This window comes from Candidatus Chlamydia corallus (genome assembly GCF_002817655.1).
GTDB lineage: Bacteria > Chlamydiota > Chlamydiia > Chlamydiales > Chlamydiaceae > Chlamydia > Chlamydia corallus.
On record NZ_NWQK01000001.1, the window covers coordinates 15,437 to 33,758 of the forward strand.

An 18,322-nucleotide genomic window follows, 5' to 3' on the forward strand; every position below is an offset into this window, starting at 1 on the left:
GCTGTAGTGAGGATTTAGAATTCTGACCAGTGACAGGAATGAGCAGCGCGGACAACATAAAAATCCACCGGGGAGTTTTCAAACTGCTCTGTATTTTTCAATTGTAAAGAGAATTGAGAACAGTTAGGGCTAATGATTAGAGTCTTGTTGGTTTGATGTGGCGTGAGCTCTAAAATATCATATTTTTGTCCTGCAAGCATCGTTTGTCCTAGTATAGCCAGTGGTATTGTAACGGGCTCGGATATATTAAAGATATTATCGATAGGAATCCAGTCTTCATAGTAATAGACAACTGAGAGTTGGATCTTTGGATTTTGGATTTGAAAGATAGAAGGAACCAAAGCTTTTAAAGATAACGACCAGGTATAGACTCCTGTTTGATTTCCTGAAAGTGTTGTTGAGGTCATCTGGAAACACTCTGTAGCGGACTCCGTTTCCCTATGTCTTAGAGCGTTGAAGGGGAAGCTTCCATCACTAGATTTGCCTATACTTTTCCAAGTAAATCCAGAGATTCTAGAAGTAAGCAGCCCTAAGGGTAAGGGACTTTCTAGTTTAGGATTAATTCCCTGAGAATAGAGACATTTCCCTTTACTTGTTTTTGGAAGAGGCTTTTCTTCAATTTTTTCTACAGAGAGCTGCGAACTTACATAACGTTCTAAATAATCTTTAGACACAGCATCTTCTTTATTTTTAGGATCTCCTAATCCTAAAATGCGATATCCGTTCATATCAATATGACCACGGAATTTTCCTCCTGCTACTGACATCATATGAAATTCCAATGAAGAAATATTGGTATCATGAAGGGAGACTTTCTCATAGGCCTCTCCGATTCTCTTATTGAGTGGTTCGAGTAGAGCCTGTACGTACCCTATAGAAGCCGCTTCTGATTTTTGAGGATTTTCTTGCGGTGCGAGTCCTTGAATTGTGTTCTGGTTCATATCAAGATTTCCAGAAAGAGTTCCTCCTAAGGAGGGGAGAAACTTGTCTGAGATTTCAATAAGTACAGATTGAATCAGTTGATCCTGTTGCGCTAAGGATTCTTCGATACTTTCTTCTACGAGACGTTTAAGAGAAGCAAGTTCTTCTATAAAACTTCCTATCGAAAGCTTGAGTGATGCTGTAGTATTTTCAAGATTAAAGAGTGTTTCTTGAGAGCAGTATGTTTCTAAAAGGCCTAGTTTTTCTGCTTGTTTTGATAACTTTTGTTTAATTTCTTTGATTTCTTGTAAAATTTCTTCAGTTTCCGATCTAGGGATTTCTAAGTCTAAAGAGGGTTCTGTTGTTTCCATAATCCTGATAATTTTTTGGATAGCTTTAGCAATAGCTTCTTTTTTTGTAGAAGTTTGGTCGCAGGAATGACGTTTTCTCATGAGTTGTAATCCTAATAAATTAATTATTTTTTAATGTTTATAAAAGTAATTAATTAAAAAGAACTACTATTTTTATATGCATTCTATTTATTTTCTATAGAATTAAAATTAGATTTTTCCCATGGGAAGGGATATATTGTGGGTGGAGGTGTGGAGTCGCCAAGAGAAGAAAAGAGCTTATCGGCAAGACTACTAAAAGGATTCCCAAGACTATAGCTTTTTAGTAGGGCAATTCTAGCATAGGCCGAAGACCAGTCTACTTCAGGTGATAAGATGGATCCTCGAATTTTTATCAGAAAGAAATTTTTAGTTTTTAAAGAAGTATTGTGGAAGTACTTCTTGATAACCTCAGGATCGATACCTAAGGTCATAAAAAGACGGTCATTAGCAATATCTGTTTTCCCCCATAGAGCAAGGCGTATTCTATGATCGATAAGGGCATCAAAGCGCTTGCAAATGATAGAGCCTTTTTGTACCGAGAAAAAGATTGGAGTGAACCAAGATTCTACAAATTTTTTCTGCTCAGTAATGTCAAGGAACTGAAAAAGAGCATACATAGTTCCTGTATTTGCTATCGAGATTTTCCCCATATCTAGGGTTGCTGATTGGACATGAAATTCTTCAAAAGAGTACGGACGTATAGGGAGATAGAAGTTCTCCTTGTTGATCTCTAAAGTTACTGGATGTTGCGAATAGGCTCCCCCTGCCAAGAGCGGGTTAAACTCTTGTAGAAAGGCTTTGTTTACATCTTCATTTATGCTGAGATGTGCTTTTAGATTATCTCTAAGTAAGATGGACTTTTCGTTTAGGATCAGCGGAATTTGAGCTTGAAGATTTTCAGAGTCGACGATAATGTCAACAGGTCCTTCACCAACTCGAAGTTCGTTTTTAATTGATACATTCATTCTAGGACCTGCAAGAGAGGATACCTGAGCTTTCAATCCCGGTGACATGGGGATGATTCCAGCAATGAAAGAAGACGGAATACGAATCCAATTTGCAGTTTGTTTAAATTCTCTAGACTCTGGAGAGAATAGACGATTGACCTGTCCTTCTAACGAAAATTCCGCAAGAGTTTTAGAGTCTTGTCTAGGAGTTAGGCAAGAGCCTTTAACATTGTATTCTATTTTAGAATCTAAATTGTTAGCTCGCAAAGAACCTTTAAAGTCATTAATAATAAAGGTCTCCTTAGATACATGATCATAGAAGATTAGTGGTGTTGCTTCTAGAGAACCTTCAAGTCCTCCTGCGGCAAGAAGTGTTAGGCAAGAAAGACCTTTTTTTTCATCTGGGCATGAGAGCTTTGAGATATCCAAGCGTATGCTTGCAGTTCTATGAAGCAAGCAGGTCGGGGAACACGATGCGTTTTTAAAGAAACTTGCGTAACGTTCGGGGCTAACTTCCCATTGGAAAATTCCTTCAGTTCCTAAAGAAAGCTTCATAGAAGAGTCCATGACCAGCTTCAGTTCTCCTAGGAGCGCATCCGACTTGAAGTTGGAAAATAAGGTAAACCTATCCTGATCTTTAGGATTGTAGTTTATTCTAAAGTTCAAATCTCCACAGGAACCAAAATAAGGAGAAAGGAGAACTTTTTTCTCATATATCTTAGTAATAGAGTCCAAAGACAAAGAAAAGATCTCTCCAGAACATTGGATTTTTAGATCTTGTAAACAAGGCGAGGAGGAGGATTCGTCAGGAATAAGGAGAATATCTGGGATTAAGATACGTGTGTCATTCAGGTTGGGGTAGTCTGGATTGTTAATAAGAGCTTGAAGGTTCCCTTTGGTTAGAAACTTCCCTCCATCGGTGTGGAAGGAGAAGTTCAATTTTTTCAGCTGAAAGGGAGAAAGGTGGGGGGAAATTAGGCTGAGGGGAAGAGAAGAAAATTGTCCGTGAATTAGTATGGAAGTAGTTTCAGGCTTGATAGGTTCATGAGGGGAGCCAAATTTTGCATGGATGAAAAGCTCATTTTCTCCTGCAGTAATTTTTCCAGAAAATTTAGGGAAAAAAAGGTTGGCCTCTGTAATTTGTGCTCTTCCTGAGAATCCAGTTTCAGCATAAGAAAGGTGGGGGGAGAGAATCCCTTGCCACTTTTTATTAAAATGGTACGTTCCTTCTCCTTTAAAGAGAAAATTCTTCCATGCTCCAGAGACGGAGCATGACAATTTTAATAAGGGGTTGTCCAGGATAGCATCTGCCTCTAAATGACAGTTTTTGTATGTCCCATCGATATTTAATGAGTAATAAGAAACATCTAGAGGAATATTTATAACGAAAGGCTGAGGAAAAATTGCTCTTAGATAGGTATGGGGTAGTTGTGCTTGCTGTAGACGAAATTTAGTGAGATGCTTTTTATTGTCTACACGTATTAAGCCATTGAGATGAGAAGGAGAAGCTCCCCCTAAAACTGTAGATGCGGAGTAGCGAATGTCTGAAAACTTCTCAGTCTTTTTAATTCCTAGCTGCGTGTCACGTAGCTGTAGTGCTAAGTTGGGGTCTTTGGGATGTATTGTGACTTCAGGTAGTTGTGCTTGAGAGGTAATTTCAATATGTTTCCATTTAGTAATATCTAAGGGAATTTTAGCATACGAGACAGTAGCATGAATCTGTTTACTGGTGATTGGTGTGGATAACGGAATCACTAGGTTACAAAGAGCTGAGGCAAGCTCAGGTTTAAGTTCTATGAACGAAGAACTCCCTTCTATAATATAGAATATAGATTTATGGATGTGACCTTGGAGCTTCATTTGGATTTGATTTCCCTCACCAAAGGCTATCATAGAGATCTTACCATCATTAGTATGTTTTGCTTCTGCAGACAGATTGATTATATCTTCATAAGAAAAAAGGTCGTCCCAGAAGGGGGAGGTTATAAAAATTTTAAAAAATGCAACGGGAACTGAAGAAAACTGTGCGGAGATACTTACAATAGGAGAAAATATACTCTCTATAAAAATGTTCCCAGATTGCTGATCTTCAGTGACTACACATTTAGTTATGAACTTTTCTGATGATTTCTCTAAGTAAAACCCTGATACAGATAATAAAGAGCCTGATCCTGTTTTCATAGTGATAGATCCGTGCTCAGAAATGATCTTGCTGGTATTTAGGTAAGAAAGTAAAGATCCTGGATCTAAGTGACTACTAGCAGAAGGGTGGTCTATAGAGCCAGACTCATTAATTTTTAGAGACCATCCCGATAAAGTAATCCCCTTAGGCTTTTTATAGATCAGAAGACGCAATAAAGATCCGTCGAGTTGAAGTTTTTCTGCAAAAAAGACTTCGTTATCATTTTCTCCCATAAGTTTTATTTTTTTAGCGGTTTGCGGTCCAAACCACGAAATCTTGAGTTCCTCAGCGGAACAGAAGAGGCCTGATTCTTTATGAATTAGGGAAAACATAAGATATTTCCCAGATTCTGTTGAAAGTAATTTGGGGAGGGATATTAACAATCCTAAGACAATGCTAATGCCTAAACAGATTCCTGAAATTTTAAACCATGATCTTTGTTTCATTTGATTCGACTAGCAATCTCGCTAAGAGTAAGGTTATCTTTATTTTTAGAGGCTTGGTTAAACATATTTTGGAAACTGTTTTCTATGAACGTGATCCCCAAATCGGGATTAAATTTAGTGAAAATCTCCCGATGAAGAAGTTTGTCTGCAACATCTTTGATTGTAAATTCAGAGAAGTTAAAGACAGGCTGATACCCATTGTTATAAGGAAAGATAAACCCTTCTTTTTCTAAAATATCTAAGCATTGAGAGACCTCTCCGATAGGAACTTTCGAATGTTTGGCAATGAATTGTGGGGTTAAAGGAGAACGACCTTCATTGAACTGACGCGTTGTCAAAGCTAGAATATATGTCGATGTGATTAGCTGTAAGTAACAGCTAGGCAGGATTTTGTCCCCTAGAAATACGAAAGTGCAGCCTCGATTTTGGATAATAAATGTCAAAGCTCCTCCAAATAGGTAGATAATTGCATAGATATATAGGAGAAGAAGGAATGAAGGAAGAGCTACAAGGGCGCCATAGGTAAAGCTATAGTTAAATAAGGAAACTTGGAGGCTAAAGAAAGCCTTTTGAAAGACTATCCAGAGAGATCCTATGATTAGCGTAGAGATAAGAGCTTTTGTTTTTTGGATGGCAACGCGAGGAAGAAAAGCATAACAGCAAAATAGAGCTAAGTAGAGTAGAAGATAAGGAACGAGTCGTGAAATAAAGTAGAGCGTGGTCATTGAGTGACTTAATGAAAACAACTTAGCGTATTGGATAGGCATAATCTGTGTGATATAAATCCAAGCACCACAGACAATAATGAAGATCATAGGGCTAACTAGGGTGATCACAAAGTAAGAGACTAACCTCTTTAGGGATATGGGAGTCCAGCTTGTGCGGAAAATCTTATTTAGCCCGTCTTCTAAGGATAGGAGCATTAAAATTCCTGCCCAACAGAAAACAAAAAAACTTCCTACCAAGACCAACCCTATGTTGCTTTCTGTAGCATGATAAGCAGCTTCCACAATAGCAACGATTGGCTTTTTATAATCTGGGAATTTGATAATCAGCCATTCTTTCCAATTGAGGTTTGTAAATAGGTGTTGGGAAAGCCTTAGGAAGAATACTATAATAGGAATACAAGTAAGTAATCCATAGTAGCTTAACACGCAGGCTTCCTTAGAAGCTTCGTTATGCAGCAAGACTTTTACTGATTGGATAACGACTTGCAAAAGCCCATTGTTTCGAAGATGTCGCTTCTGACTTGTTTTTTTTTTAGAAAACGGGAAAAGTTTTCGAAACATAATGCAATAATCTAGTGTTTTTTATTTATTCTAATAAAAAACATATTTAAATAATTACAATTTGTTTTTATTTGATCTTAATGCATGAAATCATAAGAAATAATGGAAATTCTTTTCGGCAAAGGTTTTCTGCTTTTGCTCGCTTTCCTGTCGAGGTTTTTGAAGATATCCATTCCTCAAGATTTTTAACCAAAAAGCCATTTGAAGATAGTTCTTTGAACCAATAGCTTAAGGGAAAGTGAAAAGAAAGTGTGGAGGGCGAATCCTTTTGTCCTGGGTGAGCGATAATTGGGATTTTCATTGGTGAGAGATAACGCTCTACATTACGAGAGATAATTTTTTTATTTTCATTGTAGTGCCATGATGAAGCCCTAGGAATCCGAAAACAAGGGTGGTTTAAAACTATAAAGAATTGCCCAAGCGGTTCAAGCAGAGCTCCTGTATTACGGATAACTTCTCCAGGGAATTCCATATTTTGAAGAGAAAGGATTGCTACTGCATGAGAAAATAATGGAAGTTCTACTGATTGTAACGGTTTACTAAGATCGGCAATCTTAAACTCATGGGAACGTTCTGATTGCATTTTCTTTGCTAGATTAATCAATCTAGGGGAGATATCTATACCTAAATAACGACATTTCTTAGGAATCATTCTTTCTAAAAAACCTTGACCACAACCAATATCTAATAAAGAAGTTTTTGAGTTTAAAGCTAGTAGTGGAAGAAGCTGAGGAAGGATAGTTTCCCTATGATAGTAGTGCCCGCTGTTTTGAACCAGTTTGTTATAACTTGATGCTATGGGGTTCCAAGATGTTTCTTGCTTATGAAAAGTATTTTTTTTTCTTTGAGAAGAAAATTTTGAATGCATAGGGGTGGTTTAATATGAAGGGGAAAAATTCCACCTTAAAATCAAAAGCATAAGAGGCGAGGAAATTTGTTGCAATTAGCTTTAACAAGTTGATACCTCTGTAGAAAAAAATAAGGAGTAAAGTTTCATCCCTACTCCTTATTTTTTTTAAGTAAGAGGCCTTCTTAATCCTCTTTTTTCTCTTCAGTTGTTCCAGTTGTACTTGTATCAGCTGTACTTGTTGTTGTAGTTGTTCCAGCTGTACTTGTTTCAATAATAGAGATAAGCCTACTTTGAGCTGCTTCTGCTTTTGTTGTCATTGCTTGAAGCGCCTCAACCTGCTTTTTCAAAGACACTTCTTGTTTTTTCAATTCAAGAATCCTCTGAGAAAGCGCTGCTTCGTTAGCCTTGAGACCATCAGCAGTAAATCTTAAGTTAGATACTTCTTTTTGTAGGCTTAGAATAGCTTGGCTTAAGATGTCTTTCTGTACCTGTAGCTCCTTAATTGCACTTTGTAAAGATTGTATTTGTTCTTTGAGGCTAGCAATTTGTTTTTGTGATTGTTGTACCCACTCTTCACCGATTAATGTTCTCATTGATGAAAGAGTATGCTTGATCTCCGCAGCAAGGTCTATTCCAATAGAACCTTGTATTTCTTTTATTGCAGCCAACATTGATTTACAGTCTCCAGCATTTTCTTCAACCGCTTTGCTGAGATTCTCTATTGCCCCTAATTGTAAATCAAGTCTTTCAACTTGATGCTGTAATTTCTCTATACTCTCTTTTAAACTAGCATTCTCGGATGAAAATTTTGCGATTTCCTCTTTAAGATTCTGATTAGTTAATGCTAGCGTTTTTACTTCATTTTCAAGGACCACTCTTGTGACTTCTAATCGCTTATTTTCATCCGAAAATTTAACAACCTCTTCTTTGAGTTTCCGTGCTTCCCCTCCACTTAGAGAATCTTTAAGGATTAAGCCCAAAATTGCTACAGAAACAAGGAAAACAACAAGAATAGCAATGCCTAAGCCAGGAGTTAACAAGCTACATAGACCAAGAATTGTACCGAGCGCTCCTGTTACTACTACAAGTGCATAAACTATATATTTAGCTACGGCTATAATCTTTTCAGTTAAAGAAGACGATGATCGTGCTGCTGCTGCAGTAGTAGTAGTTGTTGTTGTTCCTGTTGTTCCTGTTTCTACAGGTATAACAACAGCAGCTGCAGCTGCTGCGGATTCGTTTTTTGGGGTAATTGCCATAAGAATTCCATCCTTAATGAGTTAACATGGCCAAGGATTATTGCTTTCCTGGTCTAAAAAATCAAGAAATTTATATGCCCTTATTTTTTATTAAGCGCTCCAAATGAGTTGGTTGCGCATCCTTCAGGTTTCTATAATGAATGGGTTGGATTCCTATCTCTTCGTTGTCATAAATAAACTATACTTTTTAGTATAAACTTTGAGGAGCCCTGAAAAATACTTTTTCAAAGCTATTTATTAAACGTTTTCCTGTTTTGGTACAGGTGAGAATCGCGATATATTTGCTCTATCCAAATCCCTAATTTGAATTTCATTAATTAGAACAACAGAAAGAGTAGTCTTAGGATCTTTGTATAAAAAGAAAAGAATTTTTAATAAGAAATCCTCGATGGTTCTTTGAAATATATTCGTTCTGTATTATGGTGGTGGTCCGTATTCATTTTCTATTCATACAACTGGTAGGAGTTCGTGGATACATCAACCAGTAAATATAAATAGTAGACAGTTAAGGCTAACTCTACTTTAAATAGCGTAGTGAAGTTAAGATAGGCTGAGGTGAAGAAACAGGAATCCGTATTAGTTGGCCCTTCAATTATGGGGGCAGATCTTGCCTGTTTAGGTGCAGAAGCAAAAAAGCTAGAGCACGCTGGAAGTGATTTCATCCATATAGACATCATGGATGGTCACTTTGTTCCGAACCTTACTTTTGGTCCTGGGATTATTGATGCGATTAATAGGTCTACAGATCTATTTTTAGAAGTCCACGCTATGATTTACAATCCTTTTGAATTTATAGAAAGTTTCGTTCATTCTGGTGCTGATAGAATTATAGTTCATTTTGAAGCTTCAGAGGATATAAAAGAGCTTTTATCTTATATAAAAAAATATGGAGTTCAAGCAGGCCTAGCTTTTTCTCCTGATACTTCAATGGAGTTCCTTTCTTCTTTCCTTCCGTTTTGTGATGTTGTTTTGTTAATGTCGGTTTATCCAGGATTTGTAGGACAAAGCTTTTTACCAAATACTGTAGACAAAATTATTTTCGCACGTCATATGATAAAGACTTTAGGTTTAAAGGATTCTTGTTTAATAGAGGTAGACGGAGGTATAGATCAACAATCCGCGCCGCTATGTCGAGAGGCAGGAGCTGATATTTTAGTAACAGCTTCTTACTTGTTTGAAACAGGTTCATTGGCAATGAAAGATAAAATTTTATTGCTGCGAGGAGAAAATTATGGTGTTAAGTAGCCAATTATCCGTAGGGATGTTTATTTCCACAAAGGACGGTCTTTATAAAGTAACCTCAGTTTCTAAGGTGGCAGGACCCAAGGGAGAATCCTTCATTAAAGTTGCTTTACAAGGTGCGGATTCTGATGTTGTTGTTGAAAGAAATTTCAAAGCAACTCAGGAGGTGAAAGAGGCGCAATTTGAAACCCGCACTTTAGAATATTTATATCTTGAAGATGAAAGTTATCTTTTTTTAGATTTAGGAAATTACGAAAAGTTATACATTCCAAAAGAAATCATGAAAGATAACTTTTTGTTTCTAAAGGCAGGTGTGACTGTCTCTGCAATGGTCTATGATAATGTAGTTTTTTCTGTAGAGCTGCCCCACTTCTTAGAGCTGATGGTATCAAAAACAGACTTTCCTGGAGATTCCCTTTCCCTTTCTGGAGGGGTTAAAAAGGCTTTGCTAGAAACGGGAATTGAAGTTATGGTCCCGCCTTTTGTAGAAATTGGTGATGTTATAAAAATAGATACGCGGACTTGTGAGTATATTCAACGCGTCTAATTTCAATTAAAGAAGACTTGGTATGGATTTAAAACAAATAGAAAAGCTCATGATTGCTATGGGACGCAATGGTATGAAGCGTTTTGCTATAAAACGTGAAGGGCTTGAATTGGAGTTAGAAAGAGATACTGGGGAAGGAAATAGACAAGATCCTGTATTTTATGACAGCAGGTTATTTAGTGGATTTTCTCAAGAACGTCCTATTCCAATGGACCCTAAGAAGGATACGATTAAAGAGACCTCTACAGAAAATTCAGAAATTTCTCAAACTACAAGTTCTGGAGAATTTATAAGTTCTCCTTTAGTGGGAACTTTCTATGGTTCTCCTGCCCCAGATTCTCCTCCTTTTGTAAAACCTGGGGACACAGTCTCTGAAGATACTATTGTTTGTATCGTTGAGGCTATGAAAGTAATGAATGAAGTTAAGGCTGGGATGAGTGGACGTGTTCTTGAGGTATTGATTACCAGTGGCGATGCTGTCCAATTTGGGTCTAAGTTGTTTCGTATAGCTAAAGATGAATCATGAAAAAAGTCTTAATCGCTAATAGAGGAGAGATTGCTGTTAGAATTATACGTGCCTGTCATGATTTAGGATTGTCGACAGTAGCAGTATATTCTTTAGCAGATCAAGAAGCTCTCCATGTACTTCTTGCTGATGAGGCTGTCTGTATTGGAGAGCCTCAAGCAGCAAAGTCGTATTTAAAGATATCTAATATCTTGGCTGCCTGTGAGATTACAGGAGCTGATGCTGTTCATCCTGGCTACGGTTTTTTAAGTGAAAATGCAAATTTTGCTTCTATATGTGAGAGTTGTGGTCTAACTTTTATAGGACCTAGTTCAGAGTCTATTGCCACAATGGGAGATAAGATTGCTGCAAAATTGCTTGCTAAAAAGATAAAGTGTCCTGTGATTCCAGGTTCTGAAGGGATTATTGAAAACGAAAGCGAGGGTTTAAAAATAGCTGAGAAGATAGGTTTTCCTATCGTTATCAAAGCCGTTGCTGGAGGTGGGGGGCGAGGAATCCGTATTGTTAAAGAAAAGGATGAATTTTTTAGAGCTTTTTCTGCCGCACGCGCAGAAGCTGAAGCTGGTTTTAATAACCCCAATGTTTATATTGAAAAATTTATAGAAAATCCAAGGCATTTAGAGATTCAAGTCATTGGAGATACACATGGGAATTATGTCCATTTAGGAGAGCGAGACTGCACGATCCAACGACGACGTCAGAAGTTGATTGAAGAGACTCCTAGTCCGATTTTGAATGAGGAAATCCGGGCTAGAGTAGGGAAAGTCGCTGTAGATTTAGCAAGAAGCGCTGGATACTTTTCTGTCGGAACAGTTGAGTTCCTATTAGATAAAGACAAAAAATTCTACTTTATGGAGATGAATACCCGAATACAGGTCGAGCATACGATTACTGAGGAAGTGACAGGCATAGATCTTGTAAAAGAACAAATTCATATAGCCATGGGGAATAAGCTACCTTGGAAACAAAAAAATATAAAATTCTCGGGTCATATCATTCAGTGTCGCATTAATGCTGAGGACCCTACAAATAACTTTGCTCCATCTCCAGGCCGTTTGGATTATTATCTTCCTCCTGCAGGTCCATCGGTTCGTCTAGATGGGGCTTGCTATAGTGGCTACGCAATTCCTCCCTACTATGATTCTATGATAGCTAAGGTGATTACTAAAGGTAGAAATCGAGAAGAGGCCATAGCTATCATGAAACGGGCCTTGAAAGAGTTTCATATCGGCGGTGTGCAGTCTACAATACCATTTCATCAATTTATGCTGAATAATCCAAAGTTTCTCGATTCTAATTATGACATTAACTATATTGACAACCTTCTTGCAGAGGGAAATTCTTTTTTTAAAGAATTTTAAATAATCTAAGAAGCCCATCGTATAATTCTTGAAATAAGAACCCTTTTCTATTCAAATCAATTTCGTTTTTAAAAAATCCTAAGAACCATTTTTATCTAAATATTTTCTTTATAAAAGACGTCCTATTAAATAATTATTTAATTTTAAAAATTTTTAACAAATAAAATTAAAAAGAGCTTCTCATTAATTAGATGAATTATTTAAAATAGAATGCTTTTTAATTTTTTTTAAATTTTTTATGAAAGTACTATATAGCAGTTATTCTTTGAATTCTCATTATGAAAAACCTAGCTGTTTAGAAAAAGCTGTCGAAACCCTAGACTCTTATTTCTATTGGGGAGAGGATACGACTGATGTTCTAGCTAGGGACGATATCTCTGGGGAGCTTTACTGTGTTAGACGTCCTGGAAGAGAACTAAGCACAGCAGAGAAAATTACAAAGATACTATCTTGTATCTTGTTCCCTGTAGTCCTTATTGCTTTAGTTCTTCGATTTATTTTACATAAAATACTCGACTATAAATACAAGACTGTCTTTATCGAGCAAACAGTAGCTAATGAAACTTATCCTGCCGCAATATTAAAATTTCAGAGGAAAGTAAGAGAAACCTATTTTCATGAAGCAGGGTGTGATCCCGCAAAGGCAAATCAGATTCTAAATGCTCAAGGAATCTGTTTATTAGATATTTATCACAAAGATCGTCATTCCGTATTTACTTTTAGTGTTACTAACTACCCAACTCTCCGCTTTACATTTGTATCTTCTAAACACAATGAAATTAATGGCTTATCTAAAACTCTAGATAATATTCTCGTAGAGGCCATGGTACGCAGAACAAATGCAAGAAACTTACTTACAGCTTGTAAAATTCAAAAATTTCAAGTTCCGAAGGTTGTTGGACTCAGTCTAAAATCCGGTTTATTGATCTCAAAATTGGATTTTAAGAAAGCAAATTTCCAAGAATTAACTGAGGACTTTCTAAATAATCCTGAAAATAAGGAAGGGCCTTGTACTGATCCAAAGCATATCAAGTCAATTAAAACATGTGTTCATAGTTTCTTTAATTTTGCTTTTCAAGCAGGGCGTTCTGGAATAATTCCAGGGAAAAAAACATTAACCTTAAATGTAAATGACGCAAAAACTAGCGACTATTCCTGTGTATTTGAGTCTATCGGGTTCTTTAATGAACAAAGCCTTGCTGAAAAGCATAAACAGCAAACCGTATTAATACGAAAGATTTTGAAGACAGTACCCCCAAGTTTCTTAAAGGGATTGATAATGAAGTTGCCAAAATCTCTAAAGTGCGACAGGGGGTTCATGTCGTCTTTAATTTTTGATAGACTGAGCTATGCTTTAGATCTGTCAGCTCCTATTCATACTCAGGGAAAACAAAACTTTCTCTATGAGGAAAAGTTAGATTTAATCAAAGAATACTTAAGTTTTCTAGCTAAACGCTATATTGAACGAGATCCTAAAACAAGACGTTATTGTAAAGTCTCTCAAAAATTTGGCGGCGAGACTATAGATGCTGAAACAATTACTGGTGAACTTTTCCATAAACCTGACAAATCTGAACCTGGGGATGGCAAGCTCTGTTTAGGTGAAAGTATTTTAAAGCAGCTAGTTGCTCTTGGTATCATCACAGGCTATGAAAACAAAAAAAGAGAGGTGTGGATTTACTTGGACTAAATTGTTCGAGGAATCCAGCATAGCAGAACAAAGAATTCTTCAAGAAAGACAGTTGGATTAGTATTCTTTTTTTAGTATATTTCTTGACAGTTTGTAAAATATAGTAGAGGGTTGGGATACTCCGTAGTGACAACTGTGTGTTATTCTAACCATGGCATCAAAATTATACTGAAACGTTGTTAAAAAGCTTCTTTAAGTAGGATAAAGGAAAGCCAACTACCACATAAATTAATTTTCTTGATCTACTTATGAAACAGCCAGTTTATTTTATCCGCCCCATTATATTTTTAGGGTTAGGTATTTTATTTCTTTCCTCCTGTAATCAAAAGCTCTCCTTAACTTATCACAATAGTTCAAAGAGCGAAGAATTTTTTGTCGGTGGAAATAGGAGTATTTCGCAATTGCCTCATTATTCTTCTGCATTTCGTGCGGCTCAAGTATTTTCTCAAGAGCATAATGATCCTCATATAATAGCCAAGACTGATGAGGAGTCTCGTAGAATTTGGAGAGAAATCCATAAGAATCTTAAAATCAAAGGTTCTTATATTCCTATATCTACTTATGGAAGTCTAATGCACCCAAAATCAGCAGCTCTTACATTGAAAACCTATCGCCCCTCTCCCATTTGGATAAACGGATATGAGCGCTCTTTTAATATTGATACAGGAAAGTATTTAAAAAATGGAAGCCGCCGTAGAACCCCTCAAGATGGGCCTGAAAACCGAGCTGTCCTCAATCTTATTAAATCTCCTGGACAACGTTGTAATGCTGTAGGTCTTGAAATGACAGAAGAAGACTTTATAGTAGCTAGAAAGCGAGAAGGTATCTACAGCCTTTATCCCGTTGAAGTTTGCTCTTATCCTGAGGGCAGCCCCTGCGGCATTGCCTATGCCTGGATTGCGGATGCGAGTATCTATTCAAAAGAGATCTTACCTATAAAAGGATACTATTCTTTAGTCTGGGAAAGCGTTTCCTCCCCAGATTCTCTAAATACTTTTGGAGATGCCTTTGGTGAAGATTATCTCCGAAGCACATTTTTAGCAAACGGCACTTCTATACTATGTGTTCATGAAAGCTATAAGAAGATTTCTCCTCAACCCTAAGAAAAAAATTCTTTTCAGTTTTCTAGGAAGGCAAGGTCATTATAAAAACAGCGTCGCTCATCTTGTTTGTCCGAGTTAGTGTCTGATAGCCATCAGACATGCTCGTGGTGGCAAGATATTCTCCAGAGGCATTGTGTTTTAAACGTATCTCATCTCCAAAACGAATGAAAAGATCACCAGTTGTATTGAGCTTTTCTAACGTCCAAGTACACCTGTCTGTATATCCAGACCAGTCAAAATATGCCTGAGGCCAACTTCCATAAAAGGATAGGGCATCATAATCCCTATAGGAATTTCCGAAATATCCTAAAGTCACCGACATTGAAGCTAAAATATAGGAAGTATTGTGGACTAGATTTTGTTTCTGATACATATCATTAAACCTTAAATACAACTCTAAAGGCTGAGCACCAGAAGTTTCTTTAAGAGTAGGAAAAAGATACGGAATTGTAGACCAATAATCGACATAGGGAAGAGCAACTGTCTCAGGAGAATTTGCTGCTGTAAGAGTAAATATTGAGGAGGATAAAAATCCAGAAGTAATCATGCTTGGTTTAGGGCCTTCCTCTTTAGGCTTGTGACTGTCTAAATACTTAAGGATTACTTTTCCAAGAGCTAATTTCTTCTGCGACAGGACTTCTGCATCTTCAGAAGGAAACAGCTCTGGAACAAGGAGATCGGTGATTGGAGAGACATTAACAGCTAAAGGAATAGGCTCATTAGGAACACTTTCAGACCACTCTTTCAAATCCAACTTGTCTTGTTGAAGATCAGGTAATACTGTTCCACCTAGAAATACTGTTTGAGCTGACAAGTCAGACTGGTAGGAAGAATAACCTTTTTCCGTTTCGTTTGATGTCTTACTTTTTAATAAAGAACTTGCTGCAGCTACTGACACCGAGATTTTCTCTTTCTCTAAATCCTCCACTTGGAGATAGGACATCTTTAATACTTGAAAACCCACACCACCATAAGTCACAGACGTTGTATAGTGTGTTCCGATTTCTTTAATAAAAGCAGTTAAGGAATCTGGATCATTGGCGTCCAATTTTTTTTCTACCCAATAACGAAATTCATCATCTACTTTGAGTAGGCTCAGATCGTAAGAACAATCCTGCCTTAAAGTATATAAAGTATGGGAGGCTGTTGAGTGGGTGACTGTATTTTTAGACTCTCGAGTATTTGATTTTACAAACTCATAAGAGAAACTAGCTGAAAAAGCTGATTCTTTAGAAGCTTCTTCTCCCTCAGCTCCGTCCATAGGATCGTCATCCTCTTCTTCTACACTATTTAAAGAGCTCGAGTCTTCAGAACTACCTAGAGATTGATTAGACTTAAAACCTACATGATAAATGTGACAGTCATCCAAACTTTGTTGAAACCCTGATTTGATCTTCCGAATCGCATAGGCCTGCTCAGAAGAAATCTTGATATCTGCAATTGGTCGATCAATTAGCACCGAAGAAATTGTATGGGCCCCTACTTGAATCTGATAATTAAATTTACTGCTATCAAATCCTTGTAAATCTAAGCGCACATCCCCCTCAGTAAGAATCTGACTCTTAGGTTGGTTACGCCAAATATTTCCAAAGTTTATTTTGTTGATTAAGATTTTTGCTGATCTTTTGTGTTTCTTTACTAAATCTGCTAGTTTTGGGACATAACTAGAGAAAAGTTGACGTCTCAAGACTGCAATTTCTTTCGAGTTTGCACCTGAAAACCCGACTTTACATTGAGAACTCGTTGCACCATAGGGGACGTTAACAGTTACTGTTGTAGAAAACGTATTAGAAAATGAGGTCTTCTCCTCAAAGACTGATGTAGTTACATTTACCTCTGCCATATACTTTGGAACAAGTCGAGTTCCTGGAGGCAATCCAAGTCTACCATCAGAACTAGGAATCGCTGTTTCTTCATTAAAAGAATAGTCCAAAGCAGAGTAGGTTCCCAAACTATTAAGAATATTTACTGGGTCTATTGTAACAATATCCAGAGCTCTTCCTAAGAATTCGGTGTTCTTCACAAGTTCAAAAGAATTCGAGCCTGTTAAAAGGTTCTCAGAATTTTCTGACCCTATCAAATAGCGCATTCCAGTTTGAGCGCTTCTTATTAACGCTTCCTTAACTTCGCTAAGGAGCTCCTGACTCATAGAATTGTTGAGAAGGGAATTTTGTATAACACAAGCAGCGACTGTATTTAAAAACACTCCATCTAAAACTTCGTAATGAACTCCTGTATCATCTCTATTTTTAAACAATAGATAAAACTTTGGGTGGTACCCTGGAATTACTGGAATTGCAATTTCCTCTAAAGGAAAGCTACTTGTATCCAAACTTTCAATAAATTCTGCGATCGCATTTTCTGCTTGAAGAGGAGCTTGTTTCCCAAGCGTATTTATAGTGTCACTTAATCTTGGGTCAAAGCTATTTAAAGCGTACAAAACAGTTCTAGTATCCTGAACCACACAAGTAGGTTGATCCATATCGCGCCTCCTCAATAAAATTGGAAGGAGGTTAATAGAAGCTAACATGTTTTACAAGCTTTTTGTTGTAACGATTTTAATTATAAGTTTTAAAAAGAATACTTACAAAAATTCAAAAATTGATATTTCCTCTTGAGAGGTATTTAGTCCAAACATCTGCTATTGAATCACGACCAGCAGCTACTAGAACCCTCTCCTTTTAAATCTTCAATTTCATTGATATATATTTCTTCTCTTGCTTCGGCTTCAGAAAGTTGCTTTTGCAAAAGGCCTACAAGACCTTGATCCAAACTAGTGATCATGAAATACAATCCCATAATTAAGAAGAGGAACCCAATAAGAATTAAACATGATGAAGAGATAATGGATGGTGTTGAGAGAAGGTCAAGCCCATTTAAAAAGAAAATAACCATAAAGGTAGAAATGATTGTAGCTAAACCAAGGATAATGATGAATATATCTAATAGGATACGTAGCGTGGATCTACGTCCTCTTGCTGGGACCGTATAAGCCAGAGATGTTTGCGTGGCTGAGGATACATGTGTTATCTCAGGAATAGTAGAAACTTCGGGATTGGATTCGGGGGAAAGTGAGTTCGATATAGTAGTCATGATGATTGGCATTATAAAAAATTTTTTAACTCAAAGAGTATATAATTTTTTTTAAAAAATGCAAGAATTGCCTCCTATTATGAACACTCTCTCTGATTTTTGCTCGATGGAACCATCGAATATTTCCCTAAATAGCTATAGAAACAGATGCCCTCATCAATTGTTTTTGTGATTCAAGACAAATAAATTAGCGATACGAATCAGATAATCAGTTAACTTTTCACGTCAAATCTAGAAAAGAGATCCTTGCAGATACCCAAAATGTTTTTTATGGATTCAGATACCTTTATCTGATCGATTTGTTCGCTCACATAGTCCCTCTCTTCTGATTCATATAAATCCAGAAACTTTTATGTCACATTGTGGACATCATTGGTTTTGCAATGCTCGTTGATTAATAAAAGGTTGCTCTTTTATTCCATACATCTCTTCTAAGCTGTAGGTGCTTTAGAAGCAGTTCAGTAGGGACAGAGA

The 18,322-nt window shown here is 36.9% G+C and carries 13 protein-coding genes; 6 read left to right on the forward strand and 7 right to left on the reverse strand.

What is annotated here, in order from left to right:
• Nucleotides 1-14: 14 nt before the first annotated feature.
• From CMV32_RS00115 to CMV32_RS00135, 5 genes are all read right to left on the reverse strand, one after another.
• Nucleotides 15-1,373 (reverse strand): hypothetical protein, encoded by a 1,359-nt coding sequence (locus tag CMV32_RS00115; protein ID WP_100933937.1) that lies wholly within the window; start codon nucleotides 1,371-1,373, stop codon nucleotides 15-17.
• A gap of 83 nt (nucleotides 1,374-1,456) precedes the next feature.
• Nucleotides 1,457-4,888 (reverse strand): hypothetical protein, encoded by a 3,432-nt coding sequence (locus tag CMV32_RS00120; RefSeq protein WP_100933938.1) that lies wholly within the window; start codon nucleotides 4,886-4,888, stop codon nucleotides 1,457-1,459.
• On the reverse strand, nucleotides 4,885-6,177 hold the full coding sequence (locus CMV32_RS00125) for a YihY/virulence factor BrkB family protein (RefSeq protein ID WP_100933939.1): 1,293 nt from the start codon (nucleotides 6,175-6,177) through the stop codon (nucleotides 4,885-4,887). The genes CMV32_RS00120 and CMV32_RS00125 overlap by 4 nt, the downstream gene beginning before the upstream one ends.
• 67 nt (nucleotides 6,178-6,244) lie before the next feature.
• Complete coding sequence (locus CMV32_RS00130; RefSeq protein WP_100933940.1) at nucleotides 6,245-7,045, reverse strand: class I SAM-dependent methyltransferase; 801 nt, start codon at nucleotides 7,043-7,045, stop codon at nucleotides 6,245-6,247.
• Between the two features lie 164 nt (nucleotides 7,046-7,209).
• Entirely contained in the window at nucleotides 7,210-8,286 is a 1,077-nt protein-coding gene (locus CMV32_RS00135) for an IncA family protein (protein WP_100933941.1), read from the reverse strand.
• A gap of 555 nt (nucleotides 8,287-8,841) precedes the next feature.
• Between CMV32_RS00135 and rpe the strand changes: the two genes are divergently transcribed.
• The 6 genes from rpe (at nucleotide 8,842) to CMV32_RS00180 (ending at nucleotide 14,755) form a co-directional block, all read left to right on the forward strand.
• Nucleotides 8,842-9,531, forward strand: a complete 690-nt coding sequence (rpe, locus tag CMV32_RS00140; RefSeq protein WP_100933942.1) for a ribulose-phosphate 3-epimerase — start codon at nucleotides 8,842-8,844, stop codon at nucleotides 9,529-9,531.
• Complete coding sequence (locus CMV32_RS00145; protein ID WP_100933943.1) at nucleotides 9,518-10,075, forward strand: elongation factor P; 558 nt, start codon at nucleotides 9,518-9,520, stop codon at nucleotides 10,073-10,075. Before rpe ends, CMV32_RS00145 begins: the two co-directional genes overlap by 14 nt.
• A gap of 22 nt (nucleotides 10,076-10,097) precedes the next feature.
• The gene (accB, locus tag CMV32_RS00150; RefSeq protein WP_100933944.1) at nucleotides 10,098-10,601 is read left to right on the forward strand and encodes an acetyl-CoA carboxylase biotin carboxyl carrier protein; all 504 of its coding nucleotides are present in this window, start codon (nucleotides 10,098-10,100) and stop codon (nucleotides 10,599-10,601) included.
• On the forward strand, nucleotides 10,598-11,962 hold the full coding sequence (gene accC, locus CMV32_RS00155) for an acetyl-CoA carboxylase biotin carboxylase subunit (protein WP_100933945.1): 1,365 nt from the start codon (nucleotides 10,598-10,600) through the stop codon (nucleotides 11,960-11,962). Before accB ends, accC begins: the two co-directional genes overlap by 4 nt.
• Before the next feature lie 238 nt (nucleotides 11,963-12,200).
• Nucleotides 12,201-13,652 (forward strand): DUF648 domain-containing protein, encoded by a 1,452-nt coding sequence (locus CMV32_RS05515; RefSeq protein WP_239923114.1) that lies wholly within the window; start codon nucleotides 12,201-12,203, stop codon nucleotides 13,650-13,652.
• A 248-nt stretch (nucleotides 13,653-13,900) separates the two neighbouring features.
• Complete coding sequence (locus CMV32_RS00180) at nucleotides 13,901-14,755, forward strand: gamma-glutamylcyclotransferase family protein (protein WP_100933946.1); 855 nt, start codon at nucleotides 13,901-13,903, stop codon at nucleotides 14,753-14,755.
• A gap of 22 nt (nucleotides 14,756-14,777) precedes the next feature.
• Here the strand turns inward: CMV32_RS00180 and CMV32_RS00185 are convergent, their stop codons facing one another.
• Together CMV32_RS00185 and CMV32_RS00190 are read right to left on the reverse strand one after the other, a co-directional pair.
• Nucleotides 14,778-17,237, reverse strand: coding sequence for an MAC/perforin domain-containing protein (locus CMV32_RS00185; RefSeq protein ID WP_100933947.1), 2,460 nt, complete (start codon nucleotides 17,235-17,237; stop codon nucleotides 14,778-14,780).
• A gap of 167 nt (nucleotides 17,238-17,404) precedes the next feature.
• Nucleotides 17,405-17,848, reverse strand: a complete 444-nt coding sequence (locus CMV32_RS00190) for a hypothetical protein (protein WP_192940625.1) — start codon at nucleotides 17,846-17,848, stop codon at nucleotides 17,405-17,407.
• Nucleotides 17,849-18,322 lie beyond the last annotated feature (474 nt).